This is a genomic window from Corynebacterium aurimucosum, assembly GCF_046895345.1.
GTDB classification, from domain to species: domain Bacteria; phylum Actinomycetota; class Actinomycetes; order Mycobacteriales; family Mycobacteriaceae; genus Corynebacterium; species Corynebacterium aurimucosum_G.
Window position 1 is genome coordinate 322134 of record NZ_CP160096.1, and the last position, 14677, is coordinate 336810.

At 60.4% G+C, this 14677-nt stretch carries 14 protein-coding genes and 1 tRNA gene; 12 read left to right on the forward strand and 3 right to left on the reverse strand.

Features of this window, described 5'->3' with window-relative positions:
• Positions 1 to 155 precede the first annotated feature (155 nt).
• The 11 genes from ABZS45_RS01660 to ABZS45_RS01710 all read left to right on the forward strand — a co-directional run bounded on the left by ABZS45_RS01660 (position 156) and on the right by ABZS45_RS01710 (position 9526).
• Positions 156 to 581, forward strand: coding sequence for a hypothetical protein (locus ABZS45_RS01660; RefSeq protein WP_412100379.1), 426 nt, complete (start codon positions 156 to 158; stop codon positions 579 to 581).
• A gap of 120 nt (positions 582 to 701) precedes the next feature.
• On the forward strand, positions 702 to 1226 hold the full coding sequence (locus ABZS45_RS01665; RefSeq protein ID WP_412100380.1) for a hypothetical protein: 525 nt from the start codon (positions 702 to 704) through the stop codon (positions 1224 to 1226).
• Positions 1227 to 1329: 103 nt separating this feature from the next.
• Positions 1330 to 1406 (forward strand) — tRNA-Ile (locus ABZS45_RS01670).
• A gap of 149 nt (positions 1407 to 1555) precedes the next feature.
• Positions 1556 to 2005 (forward strand): Panacea domain-containing protein, encoded by a 450-nt coding sequence (locus tag ABZS45_RS01675; protein WP_412100381.1) that lies wholly within the window; start codon positions 1556 to 1558, stop codon positions 2003 to 2005.
• Between the two features lie 73 nt (positions 2006 to 2078).
• Positions 2079 to 2435 (forward strand): hypothetical protein, encoded by a 357-nt coding sequence (locus ABZS45_RS01680; protein WP_412100383.1) that lies wholly within the window; start codon positions 2079 to 2081, stop codon positions 2433 to 2435.
• A gap of 103 nt (positions 2436 to 2538) precedes the next feature.
• The gene (locus ABZS45_RS01685) at positions 2539 to 3612 is read left to right on the forward strand and encodes a trimeric intracellular cation channel family protein (RefSeq protein WP_412100384.1); all 1074 of its coding nucleotides are present in this window, start codon (positions 2539 to 2541) and stop codon (positions 3610 to 3612) included.
• A 38-nt stretch (positions 3613 to 3650) separates the two neighbouring features.
• A complete protein-coding gene (locus ABZS45_RS01690; protein WP_412100385.1) occupies positions 3651 to 5249 on the forward strand; it encodes an ABC transporter substrate-binding protein in 1599 nt (532 codons plus the stop codon).
• Between the two features lie 43 nt (positions 5250 to 5292).
• Entirely contained in the window at positions 5293 to 6876 is a 1584-nt protein-coding gene (locus ABZS45_RS01695; RefSeq protein ID WP_412100387.1) for a mechanosensitive ion channel domain-containing protein, read from the forward strand.
• A gap of 289 nt (positions 6877 to 7165) precedes the next feature.
• A complete protein-coding gene (locus ABZS45_RS01700; protein WP_412100389.1) occupies positions 7166 to 7819 on the forward strand; it encodes an excalibur calcium-binding domain-containing protein in 654 nt (217 codons plus the stop codon).
• 10 nt (positions 7820 to 7829) lie between these two features.
• Positions 7830 to 8633 carry a serine hydrolase domain-containing protein gene (locus ABZS45_RS01705; protein WP_412100391.1) on the forward strand — a complete coding sequence of 268 codons (804 nt, stop codon included), beginning with the start codon at positions 7830 to 7832 and terminating at the stop codon, positions 8631 to 8633.
• A gap of 398 nt (positions 8634 to 9031) precedes the next feature.
• On the forward strand, positions 9032 to 9526 hold the full coding sequence (locus tag ABZS45_RS01710) for a hypothetical protein (RefSeq protein ID WP_412100392.1): 495 nt from the start codon (positions 9032 to 9034) through the stop codon (positions 9524 to 9526).
• 12 nt (positions 9527 to 9538) lie between these two features.
• Here the strand turns inward: ABZS45_RS01710 and ABZS45_RS01715 are convergent, their stop codons facing one another.
• Both ABZS45_RS01715 and ABZS45_RS01720 read right to left on the reverse strand, forming a co-directional pair.
• Positions 9539 to 10318 (reverse strand): HAD-IIA family hydrolase, encoded by a 780-nt coding sequence (locus ABZS45_RS01715; RefSeq protein WP_412100395.1) that lies wholly within the window; start codon positions 10316 to 10318, stop codon positions 9539 to 9541.
• Positions 10315 to 10617: an acyl carrier protein gene (locus ABZS45_RS01720; RefSeq protein WP_412100397.1), complete on the reverse strand. Its 303-nt coding sequence runs from the start codon at positions 10615 to 10617 to the stop codon at positions 10315 to 10317. Before ABZS45_RS01720 ends, ABZS45_RS01715 begins: the two co-directional genes overlap by 4 nt.
• A 26-nt stretch (positions 10618 to 10643) precedes the next feature.
• Here ABZS45_RS01720 and ABZS45_RS01725 point away from each other — a divergent pair, with 26 nt between their 5' ends.
• Positions 10644 to 11657 carry an alpha/beta fold hydrolase gene (locus ABZS45_RS01725; protein WP_412100399.1) on the forward strand — a complete coding sequence of 338 codons (1014 nt, stop codon included), beginning with the start codon at positions 10644 to 10646 and terminating at the stop codon, positions 11655 to 11657.
• A gap of 228 nt (positions 11658 to 11885) precedes the next feature.
• On the opposite strand, the gene aceE is transcribed toward ABZS45_RS01725, so the two are convergent.
• Positions 11886 to 14642, reverse strand: a complete 2757-nt coding sequence (aceE, locus tag ABZS45_RS01730) for a pyruvate dehydrogenase (acetyl-transferring), homodimeric type (protein WP_412100401.1) — start codon at positions 14640 to 14642, stop codon at positions 11886 to 11888.
• Positions 14643 to 14677: the final 35 nt, after the last annotated feature.

Genomic DNA, 14677 nt, shown 5'->3' on the forward strand with positions numbered 1-14677 from the left:
CTACAACCTCATAAATGTCTGATGACATACATGTGTTCTCAGTCCAGGTGCTTGCTCCGCATTCAGATTTCGTTTTAGCCCACTGCCTCCGCCCAGCAGACGCTGGTAGCGTTCCATTACATACCGCATCACGCAACCACAGGAGGTCATATCCAATGGGTGGGGATACCGCTGAGCTGCTCGTATATGGTGGGTTGGTGGTGGTCATGGTGGCCTATTGGACCTACTACATCCGGTGCGTGCGGAGGACTCCTCAATCGGAAAAATGGTATGACTCAGTCGACTCAATAGGCGCAGACAGCGATGGCGTCCTCTTCATCTATCCTTATGGATCGCTAGTTATGGGCGCTGCCGGTGCCACAGGGTTGGTTGCAAGTATGAACATTCCAGAACCCGCCGAAACAGTGCTGTCTATTCCACTCATTGCCGCTTTCGTCATCGGAGCGATTGGTTTTACGGGTGCGTTCGGAATTCCGCTTCCGTGGCCTTTTGTTCCGCGTTGGGTCGTGGACATCCGCAAAGCAAAACGTGCTCGAAGGCGCGAGCGCAGGCAAGCTAGGAAAATGAAGAAGAAAGAATAGGCTTGGCGGCTGACTCAGCGTCTAAGGTCCGTATGCGGTGGGTCCGCTGTTCCTCTTCGGCTGGGCTCCGTATCAGTTTTGTGAGTGAAAGTAGCGGTAGCGCACGCTAGGCTTGCCGGCATGAAGTATCGGAACGTCCACATCAGCTCCGTCGCGGCGCTGGTCATGAGCCTGTTAGGTGCGGCGTTCTTTGCTGTGGGGCGGGTTATTTTTGACGTTGGCGGATGGGCCGCATTCTTCTCCATTCCGGCTGGGAGAATCGTGGCCATTGCGCTGCTTGGCCTGTGGTTTATCCCCGTGCGCAGCGTGACGGAGGACGCGGAAGCCGGAACGTATAAGGCCTTCGGCTGGCGCGAATCTTGGGCCTTCATCGTGGTTACGGTGTTTCTCTTCTTGGCCGGCTTCTTTATGGTCGATCTCGGTGATACCGATGAGAGCGTGAAATCCGCCTTCATCCAGATTGTGGGCCGGTGGGCGTTGGAGCTATCCGCGATACTGTTTTGGCTCTGTGTCCTTGGGGTGATTGTGTCCTACATCATCGTCGTTGTTGTGGCGGTGAAAGGTCGGAAGTCCGTTGCTGAGGATCCGGTGCAGAGCGCGGACCCGGAAAATCTGGGAGAGGATCTCGGCCAGGGCGGGGCCTAAATTGCCGTTTTCCGGGCCCGCCGATTAATGTTGCTGGGAGCGGATTCGCTGTGTGCGTGAGTGCTGGCTTAGTGCTGGTGCGGAATGCAGGCAGGGAATACGCGGGGCTATAGCTCAGTCGGTTAGAGCTACGGACTCATAATCCGTTGGTCCCGGGTTCGAGCCCCGGTGGCCCCACCACGCAAAGCTTCTGTTACTTACTCCTTTTACGCCGTCCTTTTGGTCTTATGCTGTCTTTTTGGAGGGCGTTTTACGTCTTTTCGAACGTCGGGATGGTCGCATGTCTTGGGCCTGTTGTACGCTTGGCGGGAAATGGAAGGAGGGCAGGCATGGAACAATTTACGGCGCGTCAGATAGCCGAATGGTTTGTAGCGTGGGCTGAAGAAACTGATGATGCTGATATAACGCAGCTCAAGCTTCAAAAGCTTCTCTACTACGCCAAAGGGCTGCATATGCGCAGTTCTGATGGCCTGCCGCTTTTTCCTGAGCGCATGGAAGCTTGGGCACACGGCCCAGTAGTCGTGGACGTCTATCATGACGTCAAGCATTACGGAAAGCTTCCCATCGATTCCGATGAGTTCATCTCAGATGATTTTGACTGGGATGATTACCGCGACGTTGAGCGGGATTTGATTGAGGTGTGGGACAAATATGGCCCCTACTCCGCATGGGCATTGCGTAATAAAACCCACACCGAGTCTCCTTGGAAAAAGAACTTCGTCGAGGGCAAGCGCGGGCTGGAAATAACGGATGCCGATCTGAAGAACTATTTCTGCTAGCCGTGGGCAAGAAAAGTAAACGACGGGGAGCAGGCCAACCAGAGAGGTACGGAGCGCCCCAGACTCAAGCGTCGTGGAGGATCTTCGCAGCTCTCGGGCTGACTATCCGCTCCTGTCACTGAGATTTCTTCAGAAGGGGTGGGGCTTCGAGGAACTAGATGATTCGATGCGCGCAGAGTTTCTGGAAAAGTGGCACAAGCGGTCAGTGCTTTCATGGAAAGAGCTGGCGCAGCATCCCAAGCACGGACTCGGCTCGGAGTTTATTCCGGCAAGCGCGATTATTCCTCGTATACCTAGGCAATTTAAGGATGTCGAGAAGTTCCGGGTGTACCGTCACAAAGGGAATCTCCCTTTTGCCGGCTGGAAAGACGGGGAAGTATTTTATGTCCTCTGGATTGAGAAAGCCTACAACGAGCTCTACGTGCATTAGCTCCTTTTCTCAAACCTTAGTGGCCCACCAACCAGGTGGTCCGCTTAAAGTAATAGCGCCTTAATGCGAGAGAGATTGCTCAGCACCCGATACGATGACCACTATGAGCGTTGTCGAGATGGACCCATTGATCGAGTCGCTGTACTACTGGTCCGACATCATTGGTGTCCTCCTCATGGGCATGATTGGCGGAACAATGGCGCGGCAGCGCGGCTATGACATCGTGGGCTTCTTCTTCATCGCGATGTTCTCTTCCCTCGGCGGCGGCATGATCCGTGACGTGCTCATCAACCGCGGAACCGTCGCCGCGATGAGCCAGCCGGAGTATCTCTACCTGGCGTTTACTGGTGCCATTATTGCCCGCTTCGTCTACTTCAAGGGCAAAACGTGGGATTATGTGCAATCACATGGGGATGCGGTGGTCTCGGCCCTGTGGGCGTCGACAGGCGCGCTCAAAGCCATCGCTTATGGCCTGCCGTTGATTCCCTGCATCATGATGGGAGTGTTCACGGCCACGGGCGGATCCATGATTCGTGATATTGCCATGGGGCGCGAACCCGCCGTCTTCGGGGATAACACCCCCACCGTGATCCCGGCGGTGGCCTGCGCCCTGGTGGTGCTCGGCGCGGATTCGGCTGGATACCTGGCCTGGGGAATCATCCTGGGCCCCATCGTCTCCTTCGTGATGACGATGCTGGGTATTTGGGCCGGGTGGCGCGTACCTGCCCGCCAAGACTGGGCGCCGGTTAATGACACCGCAGCCTACGTCATGGTGATGGCGCGCAAGGCGGAGAGCAAGGGCAGGGCCGTGGGGCGTCGCCTAGAGCCCACGAAGCTGCGCTCCTGGCGCCACAACCAAATGGAAAAGGCACTGCAACGCCGTATTGAGCGCGAGGTACGAGCCGGCAAGCGGCGCGCGGAAGCGGCTCTCGATGCTAACGAATTCCTCGACTCCTTCAATGAGGAAGTCGCGGAGATGTCAGAGATGATTGAGCCTGCCACTGCGGAGACAGAAACCTCTGACTTCGGCGTGGATTTAAGCGGTGACTCCTATGAGACCCCGAGCGCCGATGAGCCCTCACCGCGCGAGCTTCTGGATCGTATTTTGGCTGATGACCAGCTCACCGATGAACTGGTGGAAAGGCTCATGCGCCGCTATGAAAAGCGAGACGATTAGATGCTTTAAAGTATGGGTGAAAGTGAGGTGATGAACGCGTGACGTCGAGGCGTTCTTTTCTGGGGCTGCTGGGGGTGCTGGCTGTGTCGGGGGCAGTGGCACCTGCGGTGGTGAGCTGCGCTTCGGAACCGGACCGCATTGATACCTCAGGCCTGGACCTCATCACCACTGATATTTCAGAGCCGCAACGCACCCTCATCCCGGCTGATTCCAACGATGTGCCGGGGCAGACCATCATCAACCTGGTGTATTCGGGACTGATGTATCTGGACGAGGACGGTGATGCTCACTATGACATGGCGGAATCCATCACCCAGGTTGATGACACAACATATGACGTGGTGATTCGTGAAGACGCAGTGTTTTCCGATGGTTCGAGCGTCACTGCTGCGGACTTTGTCGATACATGGAATACCGCAGTGCGGCAGTCGCTGCTATCGGCTTATTCTTTTGAACCAATTCAAGGGTTCCATGAGGGCAGGCAGACCATGCGCGGTCTTAGGGAGACAGGGGAGAAGTCTTTCCGCATTGAGCTCTCCCGCCCCACGGCGGGATTCCTAGAGCGGCTGGGCTATTCGGTCTTTTTCCCCATGCGTTCTAAAGATCAAGACAAGTTGAACGAGCGGGGCACGGACCCTATCGGCAGTGGTCCCTACGTGCTGGCCTCGTGGGAGCACGATAAGTCCTTGGTTCTTCTGCCTAATCCGCAGTACAAGGGGCCACGAACCCCACGCAACGATGGTATTAAATTCGTTGTGTATTCCTCGGAGAAGCAGGCCTACGAGGATCTCGTGGAAGGCCGTTTGGACGTGCTCACGCGCATTCCATCGGAAAAGTTGGACAGCTTCGACAAAGAATTGGGCGCGAGTGCGCTGACTACGCCGGGCGGTTCAATCATGGAGATCACCATCCCTGCCAATGAGTCGAATTTTCGTGGTGAGGCGGGGCGCTTGCGCCGCCGCGCCTTGTCTATGGCGGTGGACCGAGAAAGAATTGCTCGGGAAGTCTTCCACGACATGGTGGTTCCGGCAACAAGCTTTGTTGCACCTCTCTCTGGCACCACCCCGCCCGCCCCCAAGGGGGCCGACGTGCTGACCTACCAACCGGACCAAGCCCGTGAGCTCTGGGCGCAGGCGGAGAAACTGGATCCGTTTACAGGTGTGTTCACCATTGCGTACAACGTTGACGGAGGCCACAAGACATGGATCGACGCCGTGGCGAAACATCTAACGGATACTCTGGGCGTTCCTGCGGAGGGGCAGGAGTTTGATTCCTTGAAGGATCTACGCCAGGAGGTCATCGCGCGCCACATCACTGGTGCCTTCCGTACGATCTGGCAGGCGGAGTTCCCAGAGGAATCGACATTCTTAGCGCCGCTGTACGCGAGCTATTCTTCAGCGAACGAGTCAGGCTTTTATAGCTCGGAATACGATGAGCTGCTGGAAAAGGCAGGTAAAGCACACGGTCACGATATGACCCAGAAATACTATGCTGAGGCCCAGAGTCTGCTTTTGGAAGAGATGCCGGCCATTCCACTGTGGTCGACGAAATCCTACACCGCCTATGGCAAGGACATCGTGCCTGCTGGCTACACGTGGAAGCCCACCCCGAATTACTATCTCATCCACCGCTCTTAAAGCTCCAAGGGTTCTGTCAGGCTGAAAGAGTACTCTCGGCGCAATGCTGAAGTACTACATGTTCGCCATCTGGCAGGCCATCGTGGACCATGGTTTGCCGCTGTTGGGAATGCTTCTGTTGGGCATTCTTATCCCGCGTCTTGGCCGGCTGGCCGTGCGGGTGATTGAGTCCCGTTTGGATGAAAATCAAGAATCCACCAAAGCCCGACTGGCTCTTGCCGGGGCGCTGGTGTACGTGGCACAGGCGGTGGCGTACTTCCTGCTCGTGTTGGCTGCGCTGTCCAACCTTGGCGTGCCGCCTCTCGGCGCGGCGATTCCGGCGACAGTTGTCTCGGCCGCCGTCGGTTTCGGCGCGCAGTCCATCATTGGTGATTTCCTTGCCGGCTTCTTCATCCTTTCGGAAAAGCAGTTCGGCGTGGGTGACTACGTCAGTTTCGACGGTGTGACGGGCGTGGAGGGCACCGTGGTGTCGCTGACCTTGCGTACGACGACGGTGCGCACGCCCACCGGCGAAGTCGTCATGGTGCCCAATGGTTCTGCGGGCGTGGTCACGAACTTCTCCCAAGAGTGGTCCCGTGCGGTGGTGGATATTGCCATCCCGGTTCATGAGGGCGATTCTTTGCCGGAGATCACCGAGCAGGTGGAAAAGATTTCACAGCACGCGCTTGATACCCCGGAAATCCGCGAGGATGTGGCCGGCGAGCTCGACGTCCTGCCCGCCACCGGGCTTACAGCGCCCACTGCGGCTGGGCAGCCCTGGCAGGTGCAGTATCGCGTCTTGGTGCAGGTAAACCCCGCTCGCCAGTGGGCGGTGGAGCGCGCTATCCGCTCAGCACTGCTGTCCTCCTTCTGGGATTTGTACAAGCTGCCCACGGCGGAGGGCTTGCCCGGCGATGCCCCGCAGGTGCTTGGCGACGCCCCTGCTGCCAACACCCCCAGCACCGTCATGCCGGCGGCAGGCACTGCTGAGTCCTCGCAGGAGAGCACAGCCCCGGATGCTGCGGCGGAGGCGCAGACGGAGGTGATCACCACAGAGGCTGTGGCGGATGCCGGCGAGAAGCCCCAGGAGAATATGGATGACGGCCCTGGCCGTCCGGCGTTCTCCGATGAATCCGAGGAGGAGGAAGAGGACGATTACAAGGGCGGCATCTGGCGGGCGGATAAACCGGAGACCAAGTGGCAGTATTTTTGGACGCTGGGCGGGCGCGTGCGTGCCTCCACCACGGGGCTCATCGCAGGCCTCGGCGTGGTGGGACTGCTGCTGCTTTCCTCTGCCAACCCGGATGGGGTGGATGCCGGGTGGCTTTCGCCTTCGCGCTGGATGGGGGACTCGGAAGAAGCTTCTGAGTCCGCGGAACCGTCTGATCCTTCGGCCGCACCGAATAGCACGCCTCAGGATGCACCGGTTACTGATTCCACGGGCCAGGAACCGACGGAGGAGGGCCAGCCGGCGACGCCGACTGATAGCACCCCGGACAGCGAGGCCACGTATGTCCCGGCGGATCCGCAAGCTACGGCTACGCAGACCCCGGTGGAGCAACACTCCGAAACGCCTGCGCCCACCGTTAACGAGCAGCCCACGGCGAACGCCACGGAGGGCGCTGTGGAACCTTCCACCGTGATGTAGGTCCTGTAAATCCCGGCAGAATTGGGAGAGCGTCGCCGAGAGGGCAGCAACGCAGTACAGCACTTAGGGGCAGCACTCAGAGGCAGCACCGAGAGGTGCTGCCGGGAAACGCTTGGAGAGGGCGCACCAGAGATATGAGTGATAGGGAAGTGCAGCGACGCAATGCGCTACACCTTGTGTATCGCTATGGTGGGGTCATCCGTTAACGACGTATGTGCCGGGGGCAATCCAGCTCCATCTCATTGCGTAATTTCCTGCGGGGAAGAACCACGGGCTATAACTTATGTTTATGACTAAGTTCTCTCGTGCGGTTCTCGCCGCCTCTGTCTCTGTTTCACTTTGTTTATCCGCTGTTGTTCCTGCTCAGGCGGAGACTGCTGGTCCGGGAGTCGAAGCTCCTGCCGCTGACTCCTCCGCTGCTGATACTGGTGCAGATTTGTCCTCCGAGCAGGACGCTGCATCCTCCATCCAGGATGCTGAGTCCTCTGAGCAGAGCTCTGATTCTTCCAGCGAGGAAGATGATGCTGAGTTCCAGCAGTCCTCCCAGGGGGAGAAGATTGCTCTTGGCGTGGGCATTTCCGCAGCCATTCTCGCGGCAATTGCTGGCGGCGTCTACTGGGCCGTGCAGCAGCGCATCATCCCGAATCCGCTCCCAGGTCTGATTCCTTCGCCGCCGGCCCCTGCGCCGGCCCCGGCTCCCGCACCAGCGCCTGCTCCAGCGCCGCAGCCAGCTCCCGCGCCCGCACCAGCGCCTGCTCCGGCTCCGAAGCCTGCGGCCAAGCCCGCTCCCGCCCCGGCACCGAAGCCAGCTCCGGCATCCTTTACTCGTTGTGCTGATGTGTGGAACGCGCTCGGTCGCCCGATCTATGCGGGTGAGCCGGGTTTCCGCTCCAAGTTCGACCGCGATGGTGATGGCGTAGGCTGCGAGCGCGATCCTCGTTAAGCTGGAGCGCATGAGCGCTTTTTCTTCTCTTGAGTCCTGGCCAGTCGATACCGTTGCTGCCGCCCTGCTGCACCGCGGCGAGGTGGTAGAGCAGCTGGGAGATACCTCCCGCCGCTTCCCAGTGGCGTCTGTGACCAAATTGGTGGCCGCCTATGGGGTGATGGTGGCCGTCGAAGAAGGGGCGGTGGAGCTGGATCAGCCTGCAGGCCCTGAAGGCTCCACGTTGCGCCATCTTTTAGCCCATGCCTCGGGGGTGGGCTTTGATACTCGTGAGCAACAAAAACCAGTCGGCGAGCGCCGTATCTATTCCTCATCCGGCTATGAGTGGGCCGCCGAGGAGGTGGAGAAGGCCACCGAGATTCCCTTTGCTGAATACCTTGCTGAAGGCGTGTGCGCCCCGCTGGGGATGCGGGCCACCACCTTGGAAGGCTCGGCCGGGCACGGCCTGGTCTCTAGCGTGGAGGACCTCGCCGCCTTTGCTGCCGAGGTACATTCGCCCAGCCTGCTTGATCCTTCGACGGTGGAGGTAATGCGCAGCGTTCAGTTCCCTGGGCTGCGCGGCATCGTTCCCGGCTATGGCAGCTTCAAAGACTGTACGTGGGGGCTGGGCTTTGAAATCCACGGCGAGAAGCAGCAGTGGATGGGTGGCTTGCCGGCCGATACCGTGGGCCACTTTGGCATGAGTGGAACCTACCTGTGGGTGGCGGGTGACTGGGCCATGGTTGCGCTCACGGACCGTGACTTTGGCGAGTGGTGCAAGCCGCTGTGGGCTGAGAGCAACACGGCCATCTGGGAGGAGTGCCAGGCGCGCTAGGCGCGGCTGCGTGAAGACTTTGACTGTCGTTGCAACGTCAGAAGGCGCGTTGCAACGGGGGTAGTGAGAGGGCTGTGGCAACAACGCGCCCGTGGTGCGCATGTTGACTTGTGGGACTCTAGTGATTTGTGGGGCGAATTTCGGGGTAGAAGTCTCAAGTCTTTGTTGAGGCTGTGGGGGCTTAAGTGCAGGTTGAGGGTTGTTGTGGCCCAAGTGGCGGGGGAAAATTGTGGGCAGACAACGACGCACCGCGTGGCCACATACTGCGGCCACACAGGCGGTGTTCGCGCCTCGGCGCGAGTGACGTGATGAAGACAAGTTCGTAGGGGAAGACGAAGCTCGTCTTGCGTCGGCGCATGCCGGCGTGCCATCACTCGCACGTCAAAGGAGTTTAAGGAGTGAATCAACGCGTTCACCCGCAGCTGGCCGGTGCCGCCGCGCCGGCCGCTTCAGCCAACCCACTTGGTAGCCCGGCGGATAGTTGGCCCAACCGTGCCTGCGGTGAGGTCTGCACAGCCGTGCTGGAGATCTCAGGCATGCCGCGCAGCCTGCGTCCTGCCATCGAGCGCGCCATGGCGCGCTGCATTCGCAGCGAAAGCGAATTCATCGTCCCTGGTGATGACCCGCTGACCGCCCAGTGGTGCACCCGTTGGCGCCGAGACCCACTATGGGACGTTGTCGGCATGAATGCCGACAACACGATAACGACGGATGCCGACACCGTAACTAAAGGGGAAGCCGACAACGCGGAGGCCGGTAATGCCGATTACACCGGAATCGGCTGCCAGCAAGTGCTCACCGGAACGCCCAGCGAATTAGAAGCGCTGGGGCGTGCGGTGGAGATGCTGGCGGGGGAGTACGGGTTTAGGGGCGTCGTCAAGCGCGCGGTTTAAGCCGGTGAAGGCCTAATCCTCGAAGGGATCGAAGATGCGCTCCGGCAGGTCCGCCACGGAGTCAATGATGCGCGTCGGGCGGAAAGGATAGCGCTCGATGATGCGGTCATCGCTGATGCCTGAGCGCACCAGGATGCTGCGCATGCCGGCCTCCAGACCCGACTTGACGTCGGTATCCATGCGGTCACCGATCATGACGGTGTTCTCCGAGTGTGCGCCGATGTTGTTCAGGGCGCTGCGCATCATGACCGGGTTCGGTTTGCCCACGTAGTAAGGCTCGCGGTTGGTCGCCGCAGTAATGAGTGCCGCGACAGCACCCGTGGCCGGCAGCACGCCCTGCGGGGCCGGGCCTGTAACGTCCGGGTTGGTGGCGATGAAACGCGCGCCGTTGCGGATGAGATTGATTGCCGTGGTGATGGCTTCAAAAGAATACGTGCGGGTCTCACCCAAGACCACGAAGTCCGCGTCACGGTCATTGAGAATCCAACCGGCCTCGTGCAGCGCGGTGGTCAGGCCAGACTCGCCCACGACATAAGCCGTGGACAGCCCCGCCTGGTTGGAGAGGAAAGCTGCGGTGGCCGTCGCGGAGGTCCAGATGCGCTCCGCCGGGATATCCAGGCCTGTGTTCTGAAGACGTGCTGACAGGTCCCGCGGGGTGGACATCGAGTTATTAGTCAGAACCATGTACTCGATGTTGTTATCCTTCAGCGCTTGGATGAATTTATCCGCGTCGGGAATCATCTCCCCTTCCTTGATGAGGACGCCGTCCATGTCCGAAAGATAAGAAATCACGAGTGTTCCTCCACATACTCAGCAAGTTCGCCCACCGTGGTCACGGAGAGCATGGTTTCTTCATTAAGGCGGACCCCGCAGGCTTCCTCGAGGCGCACGGCTAATTCGATGCGCTCGAGCGACTCAACCCCCAGGTCCTCCAACTTCGCTTCGCGCTCCAGGCCTTCCTCCACGCCGGTCACCTTCGTGATGAGGCGGGTGAGCTCGCCGTATGCGTCCCCGGCTGGGGAAGTTTCTTTTTCTTCTGCCGGTGCGGAGCCGAAGCGGGCTTGGAGTTGCGCTGAAAGGTCATTAGCCATGGGGCCCAGTCTAGTATTGAAATGTCATGGTTATTCGAGCACGTTCCTCCGCCGTCGCCCGCAGCTGGTCGCGCCGGGTCCGCCCCCGCATGCGCGCTGTCGAGCACACCGTTCACAACGATCTGCATGATCTCACGACAGAGCCAGGGCTTACCGGGGTGAGCGACTCGGGCTTCGTGGACAATGATGGCGTGCGCGTGGCCTGGTATGAGGTGGGCCCTGAGGATGCGGAGGTCACCGCGGTTTTCATCCACGGCTATTGTCTGTCGGCTGAGAGCTTCTACTCCCAGGTCAACGACGTGCGCCGTAACTATCCCACGGTGCGCTGCCTGCTTGTCGATGTCCGCGGCCACGGCCAATCCACCCACGTCGCCCCCGCGCAGTGCACTGTTCGGGGTGCGGCCGATGACGTGCTGGCCGTGATTTCCGAGCGCGCCACCGAGGGGCCCTTGGTCCTCCTCGGGCATTCCATGGGCGGGATGATCGCGCTGAATTTATTGCGCCGCGCCCCGCGGGATGTCTTTGATCGCGTCGAAGGAATGGCGCTGGTGGCCACCTCGATGCAGCGTTTTGCCGCCGCTGGCGTGGCTCGCATCTTGGAATCGAAGACGCTGGGCATGGTCTACCGCGCTTGCCTGAAGCTGCCGAACCGGCTCAACCGCGTGCGCTTCGAGGCAGCAGCACTCATCGCCCCAGTGTTTGCGGCACTGTTGCAGGGCTTCCCGCAGATGGACAAGCTGCAATTCCACGTGGCGATGCTGCTGGATACTCCGATGTCGAGCTACGCGGGCTTCTTCGATGATTTGGTGGAACACTCCGAGTTCGGTGCTACGGCCCGGCTGCGCAGCGTGCCGGGGGAGATCGTGGTGGGCCAGCATGACATTGTGACCCCGCACCGCCAATCAGAGGTCATTGCCCGCCACTGGCCGGACTCCACCCTGACCGTCATCGACGGTGCTGGCCACATGGTCATCTTGGAAGAGCCCAGCGAGGTCTCCAAGGCTTTGGGCCGGGTCCTCGACCGCGTGCTCGGCAGCTAGCCCCGCTGCTGATGGCTGCTGAGCCTTTTATCGGCGTTGGCTGAGCCTTCTGTGGTGGTCGAACTGCCCGTTCTGACAAAGTTATAGCCTCTGATTCAAGATCTGGCCAGAACTTTGGCAACTAGGGCAGTTGCTCCTGGGCTTGAGCCTGAGAAAGCCCCTCCTGCTCAGGCAGAAGGGGCTGGAAGGCTTGGGGTTTTAAGCCCTAAGCCTTAATCCTCATCAGGCTTAGTCCTCATCGGAGGACGTGGAGACGGTGGCGGTCGGGTCATCGAGCTTCAGCTCGCGGGCTGCCTTCTCCACGGTGCTGCGCTCCACCTTGCCCTCGCGGGCCAGGCCCTCGAGGACGCCGACGACGATGGACTCGGCGTCGATGTTGAAGTAGCGGCGAGCACCCTCGCGGGTATCGGAGAAACCGAAGCCGTCTGCGCCCAGGACGATGTACTCGCCCGGGACGTAGGGGCGGATCTGCTCCTGCAGGTCCGTGGCGAAATCGGAGACACCGACGAACGGTCCCTCGAAGCCCTTGAGCTGGGAGGTAGCGAATGCTTCGGTAGGCTCCGTGCCCTTGCGCAGCGCCTCCTGGTTGCGGGCAGCGCCGTCGCGAGCCAGCTTGACCCAGGAGGTAACAGAGAACAGCGATGCCTTGACGTCGTAGTTCTCAGCCAGGATCTCCTGAGCACGCAGAGCCTCGTACATACCCACACCGGAAGCCAGGATGTTAGCCGGGATGGAGCCGGACTCGGCGGTGTTGTAGTGGTAGATGCCCTTGTGCAGGCCCTCGACGTCGAGGTTCTCCGGCTCGGCAGGTTGCTTGACCGGCTCGTTGTACACGGTGATGTAGTACATGATTGGCTCGTTGTCCTCGCCGTACATGCGCTCGATACCGCGGGGGACCAGGTGCGCAATCTCGTAGCCGAAGGCCGGGTCGTAGACCTCCATAGCCGGGTTGGTCGATGCCAGGATCGGGGAATGGCCGTCCATGTGCTGCAAGCCCTCACCGGTCAGGGTGGTGCGGCCGGCGGTTGCGCCGATGATGAAGCCGCGGCCTAGCTGGTCGCCAGCGGCCCAGAAGGCATCACCGGTGCGCTGGAAGCCGAACATCGAGTAGAAGATGTACAGCGGGATCATCGCCTCGCCCTGGGTGGCGTAAGAGGTGGCTGCTGCGGTGAAGGATGCTGCGGCACCGGCCTCAGAAATGCCCTCGTGCAGAATCTGGCCGTCCGTGGCCTCGCGGTAGGAGAGCATGAGGTCGTGGTCCACCGGAACGTAGTTCTGGCCGCGCGGGTTCCAGATCTTCATGGTGGGGAACCAGGAGTCCATACCGAAGGTACGAGCCTCATCCGGGATGATCGGCACGACGCGCTTGCCCAGCTCCTTGTCGCGCATGAGCTCCTTGAAGGTACGCACCAGCGCCATGGTGGTGGCGACGTCCTGCTTGCCGGAACCCTTGCGCACCGAGCGCAGCTTGGACAGATCCGGGGTGGTCAGAGTCTCGAAGTTCTCACGGCGCTCCGGCAGGAAGCCGCCCAGCTCTTTACGACGCTCCAGCATGTACTTGATCTCCGGGGCATCCTTGCCCGGGTGGTAGTACGGCGGCAGGTACGGATCGGCCTCGAGCTGCTCATCGCTGATCGGAATACCCTGCTTATCGCGGAAGAGCTTCAAATCCTCCAGCGTCAGCTTCTTCATCTGGTGGGTAGCATTGCGGCCCTCGAAGTTGTGGCCCAGGCCGTAGCCCTTAATGGTGTGGGCCAGGATGACCGTCGGGCGGCCGGTGCCCGCGTAGCTCAACGCCTTGTCGTAGGCGGCATAGATCTTGCGGTAGTCGTGGCCACCGCGGCGCAGTGCCCAAATCTCATCGTCGGACATGTCCTCCACCAGCTTGAGCGTGCGCTCATCGCGGCCGAAGAAGTGCTCGCGCACGTAGGCGCCGTCGTTAGCCTTGAAGGTCTGGTAGTCACCATCAGACGTGGTGTTCATAATGTTGACCAGGGCGCCGTCCTTGTCGGCTTCCAGCAGCTTGTCCCAGCCGCGGCCCCAGACAATCTTGATGACGGACCAGCCCGCACCGCGGAAGAAGGACTCCAGCTCCTGAATGATCTGGGTGTTACCGCGCACCGGACCATCGAGACGCTGCAGGTTGCAGTTGACCACGAAGGTCAGGTTATCCAGTTCGTAGAGGGAGGCCATCTGCAGCAGGCCACGCGACTCCGGCTCATCCATCTCGCCGTCACCCAGGAAGGCCCAGACGTGCTGCTTGGAGGTGTCCTTAATGCCGCGCTTCTCCAGGTACTTGTTGAAGCGTGCCTGGTAAATGGCGTTGATCGGGCCCAGGCCCATGGACACGGTGGGGAATTCCCAGAAGTCCGGCATCAGACGCGGGTGCGGGTAAGAAGGCAGGCCATTGCCCTCACCGCGGGAGTGCTCCTGGCGGAAGCCGTCGAGGTCCTCCTCGCTCAGGCGGCCCTCCATAAAGGCGCGGGCGTAGACACCCGGGGAAGCGTGACCCTGGAAGAAGACCTGGTCACCGCCGGAGGGATCATCCTTGCCCTTGAAGAAGTGGTTCAGACCCACCTCATACAGCGGGGCAGCGCCAGCGTAGGTCGAGATGTGGCCACCGACGCCAATGCCTGGGCGCTGCGCGCGGTGCACCATGATGGCCGCGTTCCAGCGGATCCAGCGGCGGTAGCGCTTCTCCAGCTCCTCATCGCCCGGGAATTCCGGCTCGAGGGAGGTGGGGATGGTGTTAACAAAATCCGAGGACGTCAGGGACGGCAACGGCACGCGCTTAGCGGTAGCGCGCTCAAGCAGGCGCAGCATGAGGTAGCGGGCGCGCTCCGGATCGGAAGAATCTAGAAGACCATCGAGGGAGTCCATCCACTCGCGGGTCTCCTCCGGGTCGGAGTCATGCAGGTATGCTGCCACGCCATCGCGAACGATGGGAAAGTTGGAGTCGCCGTTGTGGGCGTCCAAGTCGGCCATTAAATCCTCCTGGGTCGTAGTACACAGATCTTGCT

What these genes read in the sequence shown, in the direction of transcription:
- ABZS45_RS01660 (WP_412100379.1), top strand. Translation starts at nt 156, where the DNA reads ATGGGTGGGGATACCGCTGAGCTGCTCGTATATGGTGGGTTGGTGGTG.
- ABZS45_RS01665 (WP_412100380.1), top strand. Translation starts at nt 702, where the DNA reads ATGAAGTATCGGAACGTCCACATCAGCTCCGTCGCGGCGCTGGTCATG.
- ABZS45_RS01675 (WP_412100381.1), top strand. Translation starts at nt 1,556, where the DNA reads ATGGAACAATTTACGGCGCGTCAGATAGCCGAATGGTTTGTAGCGTGG.
- ABZS45_RS01685 (WP_412100384.1), top strand. Translation starts at nt 2,539, where the DNA reads ATGAGCGTTGTCGAGATGGACCCATTGATCGAGTCGCTGTACTACTGG.
- ABZS45_RS01695 (WP_412100387.1), top strand. Translation starts at nt 5,293, where the DNA reads ATGCTGAAGTACTACATGTTCGCCATCTGGCAGGCCATCGTGGACCAT.
- ABZS45_RS01700 (WP_412100389.1), top strand. Translation starts at nt 7,166, where the DNA reads ATGACTAAGTTCTCTCGTGCGGTTCTCGCCGCCTCTGTCTCTGTTTCA.
- ABZS45_RS01705 (WP_412100391.1), top strand. Translation starts at nt 7,830, where the DNA reads ATGAGCGCTTTTTCTTCTCTTGAGTCCTGGCCAGTCGATACCGTTGCT.
- ABZS45_RS01720 (WP_412100397.1), bottom strand. Translation starts at nt 10,617, where the DNA reads ATGGCTAATGACCTTTCAGCGCAACTCCAAGCCCGCTTCGGCTCCGCA.
- ABZS45_RS01725 (WP_412100399.1), top strand. Translation starts at nt 10,644, where the DNA reads ATGGTTATTCGAGCACGTTCCTCCGCCGTCGCCCGCAGCTGGTCGCGC.
- aceE (WP_412100401.1), bottom strand. Translation starts at nt 14,642, where the DNA reads ATGGCCGACTTGGACGCCCACAACGGCGACTCCAACTTTCCCATCGTT.